The organism is Pedobacter nutrimenti, assembly GCF_032678445.1.
In the GTDB taxonomy this organism is placed as follows: Bacteria; Bacteroidota; Bacteroidia; order Sphingobacteriales; family Sphingobacteriaceae; genus Pedobacter; species Pedobacter nutrimenti_A.
This window is the reverse complement of the sequence record NZ_JAVTSQ010000018.1, coordinates 1-17,836: the sequence shown is the minus strand read 5'-3', so window position 1 is coordinate 17,836 and position 17,836 is coordinate 1. Positions and strand designations below refer to the sequence as shown.

12 protein-coding genes are annotated in these 17,836 nt (G+C 42.1%); 11 read left to right on the top strand and 1 reads right to left on the bottom strand.

Annotation, left to right across the window (positions count from 1 at the left end; translation table 11 throughout):
* Nucleotides 1–136: 136 nt before the first annotated feature.
* The 5 genes from R2S08_RS25880 to R2S08_RS25860 all read left to right on the top strand — a co-directional run bounded on the left by R2S08_RS25880 (nucleotide 137) and on the right by R2S08_RS25860 (nucleotide 8,488).
* Entirely contained in the window at nucleotides 137–3,730 is a 3,594-nt protein-coding gene (locus R2S08_RS25880) for a SusC/RagA family TonB-linked outer membrane protein (protein ID WP_316837840.1), read from the top strand.
* 13 nt (nucleotides 3,731–3,743) lie between these two features.
* A complete protein-coding gene (locus R2S08_RS25875; RefSeq protein WP_316837839.1) occupies nucleotides 3,744–5,111 on the top strand; it encodes a RagB/SusD family nutrient uptake outer membrane protein in 1,368 nt (455 codons plus the stop codon).
* Between the two features lie 20 nt (nucleotides 5,112–5,131).
* Nucleotides 5,132–6,268, top strand: a complete 1,137-nt coding sequence (locus R2S08_RS25870) for a redoxin domain-containing protein (RefSeq protein ID WP_316837838.1) — start codon at nucleotides 5,132–5,134, stop codon at nucleotides 6,266–6,268.
* 164 nt (nucleotides 6,269–6,432) lie between these two features.
* Nucleotides 6,433–6,879, top strand: coding sequence for a KTSC domain-containing protein (locus tag R2S08_RS25865; RefSeq protein ID WP_316837837.1), 447 nt, complete (start codon nucleotides 6,433–6,435; stop codon nucleotides 6,877–6,879).
* 103 nt (nucleotides 6,880–6,982) lie between these two features.
* On the top strand, nucleotides 6,983–8,488 hold the full coding sequence (locus R2S08_RS25860; RefSeq protein ID WP_316837836.1) for a glycoside hydrolase family 10 protein: 1,506 nt from the start codon (nucleotides 6,983–6,985) through the stop codon (nucleotides 8,486–8,488).
* On the opposite strand, the gene R2S08_RS25855 is transcribed toward R2S08_RS25860, so the two are convergent.
* Complete coding sequence (locus R2S08_RS25855) at nucleotides 8,485–8,970, bottom strand: Lrp/AsnC family transcriptional regulator (protein ID WP_316837835.1); 486 nt, start codon at nucleotides 8,968–8,970, stop codon at nucleotides 8,485–8,487. The two genes, R2S08_RS25860 and R2S08_RS25855, sit on opposite strands and share 4 nt — an antisense overlap.
* 279 nt (nucleotides 8,971–9,249) lie before the next feature.
* Between R2S08_RS25855 and R2S08_RS25850 the strand changes: the two genes are divergently transcribed.
* From R2S08_RS25850 to R2S08_RS25825, 6 genes are all read left to right on the top strand, one after another.
* On the top strand, nucleotides 9,250–10,380 hold the full coding sequence (locus tag R2S08_RS25850; protein ID WP_316837834.1) for an aldose epimerase family protein: 1,131 nt from the start codon (nucleotides 9,250–9,252) through the stop codon (nucleotides 10,378–10,380).
* A 258-nt stretch (nucleotides 10,381–10,638) separates the two neighbouring features.
* Nucleotides 10,639–11,007, top strand: coding sequence for an STAS/SEC14 domain-containing protein (locus R2S08_RS25845; RefSeq protein WP_108555331.1), 369 nt, complete (start codon nucleotides 10,639–10,641; stop codon nucleotides 11,005–11,007).
* Between the two features lie 159 nt (nucleotides 11,008–11,166).
* Nucleotides 11,167–11,742: an RNA polymerase sigma-70 factor gene (locus tag R2S08_RS25840; RefSeq protein ID WP_316837833.1), complete on the top strand. Its 576-nt coding sequence runs from the start codon at nucleotides 11,167–11,169 to the stop codon at nucleotides 11,740–11,742.
* 77 nt (nucleotides 11,743–11,819) lie between these two features.
* The gene (locus R2S08_RS25835) at nucleotides 11,820–12,950 is read left to right on the top strand and encodes a FecR family protein (protein ID WP_316837832.1); all 1,131 of its coding nucleotides are present in this window, start codon (nucleotides 11,820–11,822) and stop codon (nucleotides 12,948–12,950) included.
* A gap of 175 nt (nucleotides 12,951–13,125) precedes the next feature.
* Nucleotides 13,126–16,446, top strand: a complete 3,321-nt coding sequence (locus R2S08_RS25830) for a TonB-dependent receptor (RefSeq protein ID WP_316837831.1) — start codon at nucleotides 13,126–13,128, stop codon at nucleotides 16,444–16,446.
* Between the two features lie 40 nt (nucleotides 16,447–16,486).
* A partial coding sequence (locus R2S08_RS25825) for a RagB/SusD family nutrient uptake outer membrane protein (protein WP_316837830.1) occupies nucleotides 16,487–17,836 on the top strand: 1,350 nt, incomplete at its 3' end.

Genomic DNA, 17,836 nt, shown 5'->3' with positions numbered 1-17,836 from the left:
ACAAAGACGAAAAACCAGGAGTGCTTGGAACCACCCCTGGAATAGTAGTCTGGTGATCAATTCGCATGCTTCGCACAATTAAATTAACTAAACCAAACCATCCCCATGATTTTTATCATGGGCTAAATCCAAATGTATGAATTTTTATGCGCTATTTAAGCACAGGTATTTTGCCTGTGTGGCACAACCATTTGTTCGTGTTATGGATTCGGTTTTAGAACAAATCCATAAGACAGATAAAAGAAAACTGATTATGCGATTCAACTTAACCGTAATCCTTTTAACCACCTTCCTACTGCAAGTCAGTGCTGCAGGATATGCCCAAAGGATCAACTTAACCAAAAACAATATATCCTTAACGGAAGTGTTCAAAGAGATCAGGATCCAGAGTGGATATGATTTTGTGTATGCTACGCCTCAAATTAAACTGGCCAGAAAAGTAGATATCCTGGCAAGAAATGCCTCTGTAATGGAAGTGCTGGAGCGGTGTTTCATCAACCAGCCTTTTACTTTTGAAATCCAGAACAAAACTATTGTGATCAAAGAGCGTGCTGGTGCCGTTCAGAACAGAAGAATCAGAGGGCAGGTACTGGACCGGAAAGATGGAAAAGCAATTCCGGGGGCAACGGTTGTTATCAAAGGTACAAGAGCCCTGGTTCAGACAGATAATTATGGAAAGTTTGCGCTGGATGTGCCTACGGGTGGTACCATTTTGGTTATCCGTTTCCTGGGGTATAAAACACAAGAGGTCCTTTTATCTGATTTTGAATCTTTTGTCATCAAACTGGATGAGGACCAGCAGCTGTTGGACCAGGTGGTGGTATCTACAGGATATCAAACCATCGCCAAAGACAGAGCAACTGGCTCCTTTTCACAGATCAAACAAGAGGATATGGAGCGAAAGCTGACCCTGAATCTGGTTGATAAAATGGAAGGCATGGCCAGTGGTTTGCTCCTTACAAGCAATCTTCCTGATGCGAGCGGCCGGCCAACCAAAAATTCGTTGTTGAGCATTCGCGGACGCAGTACAATCAGCGCAACGCAAAACCCTTTAATCATTGTGGATGGCTTTCCTTATGAATCGGATTTGTCCTTGCTCAATCCTGAAGATATTTCCACAATCACTTTTCTGAAAGATGCAGCAGCGGCCTCGATATGGGGCGTGAGGGCTTCTAATGGTGTTGTTGTCGTTGAAACAAAGCATGGTAAAGCGGGCAAATCCCAAATCAATTTCTCTACCAGTTTTACGATTGGCGGAAAACCAGATTTGTCTTACAGACCGGTAGCCAGTTCTGCCGATTACCTTGATTTCGAAAGAGAGGCTGTAGATAAATCGCTTATCCCCGATCCCAAAGGCAAATCACAGCCTGCAATATCATCGGGTGCAGATATCTTCTACCGCTTTAAGCGTGGAGAGATCACTGCTGCACAACGTGATGCCTTGGTACAACAACTGAGCGGCTACGATTACAAAACGCAATACTCGGATTACCTGCTGCAAAAACAACAGATTCAACAATACAACTTGTCTGCCTCCGGGGGAAATGAATTGGCAAAATATTTTATTTCAGGCTCCTATAGTAAAGAATTACCAGTGTCTAAAGGAGATCAGACCGAGCGTTTTACTTTAAATTCTAACAATAATTTCCAACTTTCTAAAAGGTTGGAGGCCAACGTTGGGTTAATGCTCATCATGAACAATAGCAAAAATAATGGAGTGGGCTTAACACCGCTACAGCCTGGAATAAGTACCATTTTGCCTTACGATAGGATTGTAAGCGATAATGGAAAACCTGTTCAATACGCACGTGCATTTAATGGACCTGCTCTGGATGCCTTAGAAAAACAAGGCTATTTGCCATGGAGATATGATTATTTATCTGCGCATTCCAATGCAGACAACACAATCAGATACAGTCAGTTTAGGATAAATGGAAGTTTGCAGTATAAGATTATAGAGGGCGTAAATGCTCAGGTAAGTGGTTTGTATGAGCGATCTTTTCAACGCGGCCGAAATTACTATAACCCAGATTCCTATACTGCAAGAAATACAATTAACAATGCGACTTCTATACTTGCTGGAAGTAATCCTGCAAAATTAGTTTACGGATTGCCTGTAGGTGGAATTCTGGACCTGGCCAATGCCGATATGGAACAATATAACGCACGTGGGCAGTTGGTTGTGAACAAGAAATTAGGCAGTGACCACCGGGTAGATGCAGTAGCTGGTTTAGAAATGAGGCAGTTGTGGACAGCCGGCTCTACCAACAGGTTGTACGGTTATGATGACCAGACATTAAGTTCTCTTCCTGTAAACTACGCAACGCAATACTCCATGGCAGTTACAGGGAGTAAGGCTACGCCGGCTTTACCGAATAGCCTTTCAGATACGAGAGACCGGTTTTTGTCCTGGTACACCAATGCAAACTATACTTTTAAAGAAAAATATGTGATTTCCGGAAGTGCCAGATTAGATGATTCCAATCTATTTGGGGCTAGTAAGGAATATCGGGCCACACCACTATGGTCAGTAGGTGGGATGTGGAAACTAGGGCAAGAAGATTTTCTTCAGCTGCCTTTTGTCGATCGCCTAAACCTGCGAGTTACTTATGGAGTGAATGGAAATGTCGATAAAACAACCAGTCCATTTCTTACCGCAACAGTTTCAGGATTTCCAGATTTTTACAATGGTTTAAACTACGCAGTAATATCCAATCCTGCCAATCCCCTACTTCGCTGGGAGAAAACAAAAACCTTCAATATAGGTGCAGATGTATCCCTTTTGAAAGACAGGTTAGAGCTTAGCCTTGATATCTATAAGAAACGAAGCTATGACTTGCTTGGTCCAGCCGAATTTAATGCGACCTATGGTTTTACCTCACTTAAAGTAAACACAGGAAGACTCGACAATCATGGAATAGATCTTAATCTTACTGCAGATGTACTTAGGAATGGTGATTTTCAATGGAAATCTCAATTGAATTTTGGTTATAATGAGAATAAGGTAGTCTCTTCTAACCTTCAGCGTGATAATGTAAGTTATTATCTCAACAGTGGCCCCGCCGGAAATAACCCAATTGTAGGGAAGTCTATTGATGGGATCTACAGCACCAATTGGGGTGGCCTGGACAGTAAAGGAAGACCAACGGTATTAACAGGGGATGGAAAACAAATGTTTGTTGAGAATGATATTTCAAACGACCTTTCTACATTAACGTATAGTGGAACAACTGTTCCAAAGTATTTTGGAGGCTTTACGAACACTTTTCACTACAAACAGTTTGATTTGTCTTTCCTGATTACCTATAAACTGGGTTATGTATTCCGTCGTCCTTCCATTGATTACTTTAGTTATTTCACGCAAAAAACCATACATAGTGATGTTGGCCAGCGCTGGAGACAACCTGGTGATGAGGCGAAAACAAATGTGCCCGTAATGCCAAGCAGTGGCGTTAACTATAATTCCACCTGGTACACCTCATCCAATCAGTTGATCGAGAGTGGGTCTCATATTCGATTTAGAGAGGTTTCTCTTTCTTACAGCTTTGCACCGTCACTGGTCAAGCAATTGCATATGCGCCAATTGTCTGTAATGGCTTATGCCCGTAATTTGGGATTGATCTGGGCTAAAAATAAGGAGGGAATTGATCCTGATTTTGTGCCTTCGGCTTACTATACCATTCTGCCAACCCCAGCTTCATTTGCGCTTGGACTGAGGGCTTCCTTTTAATTTTAAATCTTGAATGATGAGAAAAACTTATTTATATCTTTTATGCTTTGCAGTCCTAGTTTCCGGCTGCAAAAAGGATTACCTCGATATTAAACCAAAAGGGAAAGTGATCCCTTCTACGTACAAAGATTACAGGCTGCTCCTGAACGGTACAAATAGCCTGGCAGCCTCATATGGACAAGATGAGTTTGCTACGGACAATGTAGAATTCTACGAAACTCAGGGACTTGGTTATCTGGATAATTCCACCTATAAACTGCATACCTGGCAGAACAATGTTTATGTAAGCACAGACAATGATTCACAATGGAGTAATTTGTATAAACAGATTTATCTGTCCAATGTAGTTCTGGATGGCATGAAAACGGCTACAGGTGGCTCGGAAAAAGACCGTAATCAATTGATCGGTGAAGCATTGGTCCATCGTGCTTTTGCTTATTTTTCCCTGGTTAATATGTATGCGACGCAATACGATGCTTCTACAGCAAGTGCGGATCCTGGAGTACCATTGTTGTTGGAGGCAACGACCAGTGCACAGTTGGTCCGGGCAAGCGTACAGGTCGTATATGATCAGGTATTTATAGATTTAAACAAGGCCGTAACCCTGCTGTCTGTAACAAGTACTTCTGCTTATGAGCCATCGCTTCCTGCTGCATATTCTTTGCTTGCGCGAGCTAGTCTTCAGATCGGGAAATATCCGGATGCACTGCAATATGCATCAAAAACTTTGGAGCTTAAAGGTGCTTTGGCAGATTATAATGATTATGCTTCATCTCCAGCCAGTACTTTTCCGCTGAGCAGGAATAATCCTGAAACCTTGTTGTTGAAAAATGTATCCAATTCATATTCATGGTTTTCTATGAGTCATGATTTACAAAATCTATTTACAAGTTCAGCCGGTGACCTTCGTTTTCAGATTTTGTTTAGTACGACTCAAGAACCCTTTGTTGGTTATGTTTATTACATGGGCGAATTTCTAGCTTTCGATACCCGAACAGTTGGACCAACAGTTGCCGAAATGTACCTGATCCGTGCGGAGTGTGAGGCCAGGACCAATCAACCAGGACTAGCCATGCAGGATGTTAACCTGTTGCGTAAAAAGCGCATTCTTAAAGCTAGTTATGCTGATTTAACAGCCTCTTCTGCAGATGACGCATTATTAAAGGTTTTGGCCGAAAGAAGGAGAGAATTGTGCTTCAGGGGACTTCGTTTGTTTGATCTGAAAAGGTTGAATAAGGAGTCGCGTTTTGCCAAAACACTTACACATAGTTATAACGGGCAGCAGTTTGAATTGAAGCCCAATGATTACTGCTATTTGTTTCCTATTGCGCCAAAATTGAGCAATTTGAATCCGGAATTGACACCAAACAAAAGAAACTAACTCGGAAAATTAAATTTATAATGATGAAAATAGAATTATATATCACTGCCATATTGCTGGTTCCGGTAGTGGCGGCCGCACAAAAACAAGGCTATACCTTAAAAGGAAAATTCGCAGACCCTCAAACGCGGGGAAAAATCTATGTGAGCTATTATGAGAACCAGCAGAACAAACGGGACAGTACTGAATTAAAGAACGGTGCATTTGAGATCAGGGGTAGTGTGGAAGGGCCAACCTCTGCATGGATGGATTTTAAACCTGAGAAGACACTGGCGAAAAAAAAAGGGCATGACGGACTTTCTTTATACCTTGATCAAGGCCTGATCAGCATTAGTATTAAGGACTCACTAAAAAACGCCCTGATCAGCGGGTCTCCGATCAATACTGCTTATAAGAAATACAAAGCTGTTATAGAAATACCAGATAAAACGATTGGAAAATTGAAAAGCGCTTACTATAAACTTTCGGCAGAGCAAAAGAAAGACAAGTCTGTAACTGAGGTTCTGGAAAAAGAGATGGATAAAGCGGATATGGAGAAACAGAAAGTGCTGAGTCAGTTTGTTGTTAAAAATCCAGGATCTTATTTCAGCCTGATGGCTTTGCAGCAAATAGGCGGATCTTATTTTGATGTGGCTAAAATAGAACCCTTGTTTGCGGGCTTATCTCCTCAGCTGCGGAATTCTAAAGAAGGCCTGGCGTTGGCAGCATCTATTGCAGGGGCTAAGGCGACGGTCACTGGGAAAATGGCCCCGGACTTTGCTCATAATGACACCAATGGCCAGCCGGTGAAACTATCTGACTTTAAGGGGAAATATGTATTGCTGGATTTTTGGGCTTCCTGGTGCGGACCATGCAGGGCAGAAAATCCTAATGTACTCAAAGCTTATAATACTTATAAGAATAAGAACTTTACGGTTCTTGGAGTTTCCCTTGATCAGGCAAAAGATCGTGATAAATGGTTGAAAGCGATTAAAGATGATGGGATGCCCTGGACACAACTGAACGATTCAAATCATACCGATGTACACGGGGCAGGTAACTTATATGCGATCAAGGCGATACCTTCTAACTTTTTGATCGATCCACAGGGCAGGATTCTGGCTAAAAATTTAAGAGGAGAAGAGCTGGAGAAAAAGCTGGCTGAAGTCCTGAAATAAAATTCACCAAAAGGGGAATAATAAGAAAACAAAGGCCGGTGGATGCCGGCCTTGTTTATAAAAGATTAGTGGTCTTTACGTTGCATTTATACAATTGTTATTTTATAATTAATTGAAACTTAATATGATTAGCGAAAAAATGTATGTACCTTTGCGCAAATTTTATGAAGAAGATCGTCGATTACAGAAAATTGTTAGGTGTACAGAAGGATGCCGAGCTAAAAGAATTAAAAACCATTTACCGGAATTTAATGAAAGACTGGCACCCGGATAAGTTCCAGGAAAGCGAAGAGGCTAAATTAGAAGCCGAAAATAAAAGCAAGGATATTATTGAAGCCTATCATTTTTTAGTAAGTATTGCACCGGAAACTTTGCAACTTTCTTTAGAAGAGTATACACAAACAACTTCTTCCTGCGGTATAGCTGATTTTACCTGGGAACGCCAGGTATTAAAGGTTTATTTCCTGGATGGAAGCGGATATGAATATTTTGAAGTACCAAGAGCAGTTTATGTTAAATTGGTTAATGCTGATTCACCAGGCAGATTTGCCCGCAGACACATTTTTAACGTATTTCCATACCGGAATATAGCTAAGCAGGAAACGGCCTAGGCACATCCTTATTTAGATGGATCTGTTTAATCTGATCCTAAAATCTTTTTTTAAATCTAATTGTTCTAGTTTTGTTAGCATCAGATTAACAAAACCAGAACAATTGAAATCTTTATCCTCTCCTTTTAATAGAAGCATACTGGCTTTAAGCCTAGGATTGCTTTGCCTGTTTGCTGCCTGCAGCACAAAAAAGAAGGCCACTAAAACAGTTGTAGTGTCTGGCGAACAACCAATACACCCCACAAGGGAATTCCGTGCGGCCTGGGTTGCCTCTGTAGCTAATATCAACTGGCCTTCAAAACCCGGACTCTCCAGCCAGCAACAACAGAAGGAAGCGATTGCCCTGCTTGATTTTCTACAAAAGAATAATTTTAATGCTGTGATCCTGCAGGTTAGGCCTCAGGCCGATGCCTTGTACAAAAGTGATCTTGAACCCTGGTCGTATTTCCTGACAGGTAAGCAGGGACAGGCACCTTACCCTTACTACGACCCGCTTCAGTTCTGGATCGAGGCTGCACACAACCGAGGTCTGGAGCTGCATGTATGGCTTAATCCTTACCGGGCTTATCATACCTCGGCCAAAGGCCTTAGTGATCAATCTGTTGTTAAGAAACATCCCGAACTGGTTGTTAAGCTCAAAGATGGACAATACTGGATGGACCCCTCTAAAAAAGGGACACAGGACTATTCTGCAGCTGTAGTTAAAGACATCGTAAAACGTTATGATATAGATGGGGTTCATTTTGATGATTACTTTTATCCATATGAGTCTTATAATGGAGGAGCAGATTTTCCGGACAACGAGAGCTGGACAGCCTATCAGAAAAGTGGCGGAAAACTATCACGTGCAGATTGGCGCCGGCAAGGCGTAAATACTTTTGTAGAAAGGATATACAAAGAAATCAAAGCAGAAAAGAAATATGTGAAATTTGGCATCAGTCCTTTTGGGATCTGGAGACCAGGCTTTCCCGCTTCTATACAAGGAATGGACCAGTACGATAAATTATATGCAGATGCTAAACTTTGGCTGAATAAGGGGTGGCTGGATTACTTTACACCGCAATTGTACTGGAGAATTAATGATATTCCACATAGTTTTCCCGTTTTGCTGGACTGGTGGGCAGGAGAAAATACCCAGAGCCGTCATTTGTGGCCGGGAATTAATGTAGACCTGGGGGCGGACGAGATCATTAACCAAATTATGATCACCAGGGCAACCCCTTCCAGGAGCACCGGAGCTGCCCACTGGAGCATCGGAAGTCTGGTCAAAAATGAAAAACTCATCAATGGAATCTTTAATGGTCCCTATCAGAAAGGTGCACTTGTTCCTGCGAGTCCGTGGCTGGATCAGACTGTTCCCACTCCTCCAATAATAGAAACCACATCTCAGCAAACACAAATGAAAATCAGCTGGACGCATCCAAAAGAAAAGGAAATCTTCAAGTGGGTAGTCTATTACCAGTATGGCACAAAATGGGGCTATACCATTCTTAACAGGAATGATCGTTTCCTGGTTAAACCTAAAGCTGGCCTGAAAAGGATTGCCGTAACAGCTATTGGCCGCACAGGAAACGAAAGCCCGTTGAAAGAGATCCTGACAGGGCTTTAATCCGCGGGTGGACTTTCCAGTTTATAGGCCGTATCCCGTTTATGTTCCGCAATTACAAAATGACTGGCCATCGTACTCAGATTGGGAATCAAGGCCAGCCTGTGCATAAAACTCTTGTAGGCTGGCATATCCGGAACGACAACTTTCAGGTTGAAATCATAATGACCAGTAGTATGGTAACATTCCATAACTTCATCAAATAAGGTTGCCTGCTGATGGAAACAACCCAGTGAATCGGCTGAATGGTCCTTGAGCTGTACCTGAGTATATACAGTTAGCATGCTGGAAATCTTTTGGCAATTCAGAAGGGCAACAGAACTACATATATATCCTTTTTTTCGGAGAATACGAATCCGTTCATACACGGCAGGGGCAGACTTGTTTAGCAGTCTTGCAATCTGTTTGTGTGGTAACTCTGCGTTGCTTTGCAGAATGGTTAATATCTGAATGTCTGTTGCAGTTAATTCGGGTATCTTAAACATGAAATTAGTTAGCAGGGCGTGCTTACTTATTTACAATTATAAAGGAATCAGGTAGTACAAATATAGACTAAAGTCGGGCTAATAAACAAGGGGTTCAAAATTAAATTTGATTTTTTGTTTCAATTGATCTATATTTCCGAATATAAGTTTGTTAAGATGTCGAAAACACTAAAAACTTATGGAATTGGAGGCATACGATTGACGGTTATCCTTAAAAAGATGATGTTTGCAACCGGAAATTGAAAACCATAACCAATAAACCAACCAAATACCATTGTAATGAACCTGCTATCTTTAAAACTATGGCTCCAGACCAATCTGCTGCTTCTGCTGCTTTTGCTGGCTGCCTGTCAGAACAACACTACAAAACAAAAAAGCGATGCTTTTAAGGAAAGTATTGATGGTCAGATTTCAGATCTGTATGTTTTAAAAAACAAAAACGGAATGCGTGCGGAAATCACCAATTACGGTGGCAGACTGGTTCGCCTGGAAATTCCGGGCCAGCAAGGAAAAATAACTAATGTAGTATTGGGATTTGACAGTGTATCTGGTTATACAAAATCTACAGAGCCATATTTCGGTGCCACTATTGGCCGCTATGGCAATAGAATAGCCAAAGGAAAATTCAGTCTGGACGGAAAAGCTTATCAACTCTCCGTGAACAATGGGCCAAATACGCTCCATGGAGGAAAGCAAGGATTCCAGTACAGACTCTTTAGTGCACAGCAAAGAGGTGACAGCAGCCTTGTATTAAATTATACCTGTAAAGATGGTGAAGAAGGTTTTCCTGGAAAGCTGGAAGCACAGGTCACTTATACCCTTAGTCAAAACAATGAACTTAAGCTCGACTATAAAGCCAAAAGTGACAAAAATACGGTTATAAATCTAACCAATCATGCGTTTTTTAACCTGAATGGAGAAGGAAGTGGTACCATTAACAAGCATGAATTGCAGATTTTTGCCGACGCATACACCCCAGTAGATTCTACTTTAATTCCGACAGGAAAAATAGAGGCTGTAACAGGTACACCATTTGATTTTCGCAAAACTAAATCGATCGGCCAGGACCTGAATACGCCTAATGAGCAACTAGGTTTTGGGAAAGGATATGATCATAACTTTGTGCTGAGTGATCAAGCGTCCTGGAAGTATGCAGCAAAAGTTAAAGGAGATCAGTCGGGTATTGTGATGCAGATCTACACGACAGAGCCGGGACTGCAGTTTTATGGAGGTAATTTTATGCAGAGTAAAAATAAGATGAGAGGTGGTAAATATGATGACTTCAGGACAGCGTTCTGTCTGGAAACCCAGCATTTTCCAGATAGCCCTAACCAGCCTGCTTTCCCTTCTGTTGTGTTGAAAGCCGGGCAAACTTATCAAAGCAGCTCTGTGTATAAATTCTCTAATTAAAAATAAAATTCCTGTCCGGAATGGACTGGAGTTAAAGATACTGGGCATTCATACTGTCCAGCAATTTGAAGCAGCGCCCTTCGGGGATTTGTGGAGATGTTAAATTTAGGTGAGAGACATGGCCGGTTCCTGGATGGGAAGCCATGTCTTATTTATTTACAAGCTTGTTAAAAAACATGTTTTGTGGAAAAAGTCTGTAAATTCCTTTAAACATACATATGGATGAGTTGTTATATGAACACATCAAACCTAATTGTCATGTTAACACCTATCGAAAACCTTCCAGCTCATGTATTTGGCGTGAAAGCAGCTGGAGAAGTTAGTGAAGGCGATTTAAAAAACACGTTATTGCCAGGACTCTCTAAACTTGTAGATAAATATGGAGAAATCTACTATCTGCTGGTCTTACGGACCCGTATTGAAAATTTTACTGCCGGAGCATGGCTCCAGGATATGATTGCTGGAATTAAGCATTTTACCAGATGGAAAAAAATGGCCATCGTAACAGACCAAAAAAGCGTAGAACGTTTTACAGATATTTTTAGTTACGTAAGTCCGGGTGAAGCTAAAGGTTTTTCTTTGTCCGAACTGGACGAAGCCATTTCCTGGGTTAGTGCGAAAACTTAAGCACCATGCTCAGAAAATTTTGGATACTCCGAGCGGCCTGACGTGTTCGAGCCCTTCAGCGAGAATATGTAGCCGCAGAGGAGCTATCCAAAATTTTCATATGTGAAAAGATTTAGTTACTATTGGGCTTTTCACCAAGCAATCCTAAACCAACCCTTCGTGCCTCCATATCAAGCACATACCGACCAGGAACTCGTTGTACTTTTACGGGCAGGCGACCATATGGCCTTCAGCGAAATATTTAACCGTTACAATAAGCTGCTGTACAGCCACGCCTATAACAAACTGCGCAAAGAAGACGAAGCACAAGACATTGTACAGGATATTTTTGTAAAACTCTGGGAAAGGCATGGAGAAGTCCAAGGCATCAATCTTTCAGGCTATCTGTTTACCATGGTCCGGAATAAAATACTCAACCTGCTTAGCCACAACAAAATCGTTTCCAATTACAGCGAATACCTTCAGAAATATCTGCCGGGAGAAACCGGGGCAACTGACCATCTGATCAGAGAAAAGCAATTAACGGAGATTATAGAAGCAGAAATTGCCGCCCTGCCGCCGCGGATGCGGGAAATATTCGAGCTCAGCAGGAACCAGCACCTTAGCAATAAGGAGATCGCACAGCAACTTCAACTTTCAGAACATACGGTGGCCGATCAGATTAAAAAGTCCCTAAGGGCGCTCCGTTTGCGCATCGGGCTGATTGCTTTTCTTGCTTTTTTACTTCATCATTAAATTTTTTCAATTCCTTATCCCCGATGGCTTTAAGTTAACGGTTATATAATAAGCAAGTCAGTGAGATTTGTTTTAATATGACCAAAGAACAGGAATCAGAACTTCTGAAAAAATATAGCGAGGGACAGTGTAGTCCCGAAGAAGTCCTATGGATAGAAACGGCCTATGCAAATTGGAATATGGACAATCCTAATCCTTTAAGTGAAAGCGATCTGCAACAGGCTGAAGACATGATGAGGGAGAGCGTTATGAAACAAACCAAACCTGTATTGAAACGCGCAGTACTTTGGCCACGTATTGCTGCTGTTGCAGTTCTGATCCTTTGTTTAGGTACTGGATGGTATATTTACCGGGCAACCAACGCTGCATCTTCGCTGGAAGAACAGGCTGTAAAAAACCACATCAAACCAGGAAAGAACAGTGCAATGCTCACATTGGCCAATGGCGCTGTACTTGCATTGACAGGAGCCGCTAATGGACGCCTGGTTAAGGAATCAGGTGTAGAGATTAATAAAACTGCAGATGGACAACTGGTTTATAAAGTTTCAGATGCAAAAGGGATTTCATCCAGGCAATACAATAGCATTGAAACCCCCAAAGGCGGCCAATATCAGGTTACTTTACCAGACGGGACCAATGTCTGGCTCAATGCAGCGTCTAAATTATCTTACCCGGTTTCCTTTGCAGGTCATCAGAACAGAACTGTAGAGCTCTTGGGAGAGGCCTATTTCGAAGTAGCCAAAGACCAGGCCCATCCTTTTATCGTTAAGAACAGGCAACAGCAGATCAGGGTGCTGGGTACCCATTTTAACATCAATGGCTATGCAGATGAGGGAGAAATTAAAACCACTTTACTGGAAGGAAGTGTGGAAATCTCTGCAGCCCGTATACGCAGGGTCTTAAAACCAGGACAGGAATCTGTACTTAGAGATCAGCAGATCAATGTGGTTCCTGCCAATGTGGAGGCCGTTATGGCCTGGAAAAATTCTATGTTTGTATTCGATCATGATCGCCTGGAAAGCATCATGCTTAAGGTAGGCAGATGGTATGATGTAGAAATCGTATATGAGGATCCGGAATTGAAACAGGAAACATTCAGCGGAGGAATATCCAGATTTGAACAGGTCAGTGACGTGTTGAAGAAACTGAGCTTTACCCGCGCGGTAAAATTCAAAATAGAAGGAAGGAGGATCTTTGTTATGAAATAAGCGCAAAAAAAAATGCGCCGGAAAGACAAACCCCGAGTGGGATCGGGGCTTGTCAACAGTCTGGCCGAATTCATTTAATGTTGTCTACTAAATCAACCACCAAAATCAAATGTATAAAATTTATAATGGAGTTTTATGCAGCCCGCATGGCTGTGTGAAAAAAATACTGCTTGTAATGAGACTAACCATCTTTTTGATCATCGCCACTATACTTCAGGTCAGTGCAAGCGGTTACGGGCAGCAGGTTACGCTGCGTAAAAAAAATGTCACACTGGAAGAGGTATTTAGGGTTATAAAAATCCAGACCGACTACAACGTACTTTGGCAGCCTGATAAACTGAAAGGCGCTAAAGCTATAGATGCTGATTTTAAAAATGCAGCACTGGAAACGGTATTGAACCAGGTACTGCACGATCATTATACCTATGTGATCGACCATAAAACTATTGTGGTCAGCGTCAAAGAAAAAAGCATTCTAAGTATTGTTTTAGATTATTTTAAAACGATACATGTAAAAGGTAAGGTTACAGACGGAAAAGGAAATCCTTTGCCGGGTGCTACCTTGAAAATTAAAAATGGAAATCGGGTTGTTAAAACCAATGCCGAAGGTCAATATGAATTTAAAGACCTGGAGGATAATGCTGTTTTGGTGGTTTCTTTTCTTGGTTACAAAACCAGAGAAGTGGCTGTCAGTAACCAGACCAATCTTAACATTTCACTCACAGAAGACCTCGCTTTACTGGAGGATGTTGTTGTTGTTGGTTATGGGACGACTAAAAGAAAGGATCTGGTCGGATCTGTTTCTACCATAAATGCAGATGAAATGCGGAAACAAGTAGCGACCAATTTTACACAGGGGCTTGTCGGCCAGGCGGCGGGTGTACAGGTGAGCAGGCCCAACGGTATCCCAGGTTCCGGCGCTTCCATTAGGATCAGGGGAATGTCTACCGTTTCCGGTGTTAACGATCCTTTATTTGTTATTGATGGAATCCCTGTGCAACTCTATAATGGGGGTGGGGCAGATGCGCTTCGATTTGCTCCAGCCAATGGATTGATGGACCCGCTTGCTGGAATCGATATGAACGATATCGAAAACGTAGAAATCCTTAAAGATGCCACCGCAACCGCGATCTATGGCTCAAGAGCGGCTAACGGGGTGATTATTGTCACTACAAAAAGGGGAAAGGCAGGACAGAAACCTGTTTTTAGTTTCAACTATGATGCCTCGATAGACAAGCAAAATAAATTTTACAACGTGCTTTCTGGCCCTGATTATGTGAAATTCATGAAGGATACGTATGCGGCTGCAGGTCAGAACATCGATGATGAGACTTTTCCTGGAACAGGCAACACCGATTGGCAAAGAGCAGTTACCCAAACCGGCGTGGTGCAAAATGTAAATATGAGTCTGCTTGGAGCTTCCAATGATGGCGGGACGAATTATGGATTCTCTGCTGGCCTGACAGATCAGAAGGGGATTTTAGTGAATACAGGGTTTAAGCGATACTCTTTACGGGCTAATGTAGAATCCAAAGTCTTTGATATTTTTAAAGTCGGGACGAATTTGAATTACAGCTCTATCCGTCAAACAGGAGGCTCTTCCATTATTTATGCCAACTATGGTACAGCAACCTATCGGCCAGACCTGCCAATTTTTAATTCAGATGGAGGTTACGCAAACGACGGACAGTCTGATAACCCGCTGGCCACCAGACAAAGCACCGATGTTAATCAGAGCCAGCGTTTACTGGCCACGCTGTATGCGGAACTTGAAATTATATCCGGATTAAAAGCAAGGTCTTCCCTGTCCTATGATATTAACGACAATACAGGGTATCTATATACACCAAGCTGGATGCTGCAAGAATCTCAATATGGTGAAAAGGGCAACCGGACGGATAGAATATTTAAGTACACCAACAGGGTCTTTGACAATACACTTACCTATACAAAGGTCTTCAACAGGCATCACCTGGATGCAGTTGCCGGGGCATCCTGGACCTTAAATAAAAGCAATTTTACCAATATAAGCAGCATCAATTTTCCGAATGATGATGTCCTCAATAACCTGGGCTCGGCAGGATCTATAAGCGGCTATTCCAGTGATTCGGAAAGCAGTGGCTTAGAGTCCTATTTTATGCGGGCCAATTACAATTATGATGAAAAATATTATTTCACACTAAGTGGAAGAGCAGATAATTCAACCAAATTCGGGCCAGAGTTTCAGTGGGGGTATTTTCCTTCAGCGGGTGTAGCCTGGCGTTTTTCCAAAGAAAAATTTATGAAAGGATTGGACTTCATTGATGACGCTAAAATGAGATTTACCATTGGAAAAACAGGTACTTCTGCTTTTGGAGGGTTTGGTTTCCTAACCTTGTTCAATACCGGGTATTTTTACAATGGTATTAATGGGTTAAGGGCAAATCCCGACAGCGGACAGCCCAACCCAGACATTCACTGGGAAAGCACTACGCAAATCGATGCTGCATTGGAATTGAGTTTTTTAAAGTCCAGGTTAACTGCAGGTATAACTTATTATAAGAAATACACCAAAGGTCTGATCACTGGTCCAAGTATCCCCGTATCCGGAGGCTATACTTTCCAGACCAAAAATCTTGGAGATGTAAGCAATCATGGTTGGGAGATTACATTGGGCGCAACACCAGTTAATGGTGAAGATTTCTCCTGGCGTTCCAATTTTAACATCACCTTTAACAAAAATAAGGTAGAGAAAACTTATGGAACGGCACTTTACGGTACTCTACTTCTCACAGAAGGAGAACCCTTGAATGGGATCCGTGGATACAGAACCAACGGACTGTATCAAACGAAGGCAGAAATTGATCAGCTAAATGCCGCTGCGAGGGCTAAAACCGGAAATCCAAATGCATTTTATCAAAATTCACAAACCTCGCCAGGCGATGTAAAATATGTAGATGTGAATGGTGATGGGGTGATCAACAGCAATGACCGGGTGATACTAGGCTATGCCCAAAACCCAAAATATTATGGCGGCTGGAGCAATACATTAAGGTATAAAAACCTGGAGTTGAGTAGCTTGTTTCAATTCGATGTGGGCAGCAAAGTGCAGAGAGAACAAAATCCGGATTCTTTTCTGGGGTATCAAAGTAATGTGTCTGAAGCAGTGCTGAATGCATGGACACCTCAGAATACCAATACAGATCAACCCAGAAATGCCATTAACGGACCTGCACAAAATTCAGATACCAATAACGACAGGTTCATAGAGTCTACTTCTTTCCTGCGTTTAAAAAATGTACAGGTCAGTTATTTGCTGAAGAATGAGTTGCTGAAAAAGCTGCATGTTTCTCAATTGAGGCTATTTGCAGGGATGACAAACCTCGTTACCTGGACAAAATATAAAGGGCTGGACCCGGAAGTGAACAGTGAAAACTCATTTACCGACCATGGAAGGGACACCGCAACTTATCCCCAGGCAAGAAGTATCACTTTTGGTATGAACTTAAAATTTTAAAGACATGAAGAAGACCTACATATATTTAACCTGTTTCCTTATGGTTATGATACAAGCTTGTAAACTGACAGACGTGACGGATTTAAAACCAGACCATAAGCTGGACGAATCTACGGTAGTTACCGATATTCCATCTGCTGAAAAATTGCTTGCCGGCACTTATTATAGTTTAAGAGATGAACCAATGGCTTTTTATCTTCCCGCTTATGCAGGTTTGATGGGCGTAAATTTGACTTCTATATCCCCAAGTTGGGCTCCTTACATCAATAACGATGTAAAACCGAATAACGCTACTTTAAACAGTGATTTGTACGCTGGTCCCTATGCCATGATCCAGACCGCAAACTTTGTGATTGAAGGAACAACTGCGCTGAAGGTCAATGATCCCCGAAAATCAGGGGTTATAGCAGAAGCCCGGTTTTTAAGAGCCCTGGGCCATTTTTATACATTTCGCTTATTTGGGCAGTTCTGGGACATCAATTCCAAATTCGGAATAGAGATCAAAGACAAGCCGAATCTTCCCATTACAGCCCGGGCGGACGTGAAAACTTCTTACGATTTTATTCTGGCTGATTTGGACGAGGCCATTAAAAATTGCCCGGATTATGCCGTCGGAGTAGATAAAGGTTATGCGACAAAGCTAGCTGCAAAGGCTTTAAAATCCAGGGTGCTCTTGTATAAAAAAGATTATTCAGGTGCTGCGGTACTGGCGAAAGAAGTGATGGCCGGACCAGCTGTACTGACCTCAAATTTTGTGAATATGTTCCAGATAGATAAATATCATTCTGATGAGGTGCTCCTGGCCGCTATTACTTTTGCCAATAACAACAATATCTATTACGAAAACGGTAAGGTCTATTATTATACCCTGGGAGGTTACATCCTTTCAGATCGTTATACGACTTTATTGGCCAATGATGCAAGAAAGGCCATCATTGTTAAAACGACTAAAGACCCTGCAGACCCTACAAAATGGCATGGAGATGGGAAGTTTAGCAAAGGTGTAGATGGAAGCCGGAACGATACAGAATACTATTTCAGACTGGCAGAAGCCTATTTGATCTATGCTGAGGCAGAAGCCAGAAGAGATGGCGGAAATTTAACAGATGCTCTTGGCGCAGTAAATACCTTGCGCATCAAACGTGGTGTTTCGATAGTTTCAGCTTCTGGAAAAGTGGAATTACTGACTCTGATCAGAACGGAAAAGGAACTGGAGCTTGGTGCAGAATCTGGGGAAGACTGGTTTGATATTGTCCGTTATATCAAGAATGGGGATGTACAGGCACAAAGCATTAAAGCTACGCTGAAAGATGAAAATAAATTAATACTGCCTATCCCACAGGTGAGTGTAGATGCTTCTGCAGGTGTTATTTTACAAAACCCAGGCTAC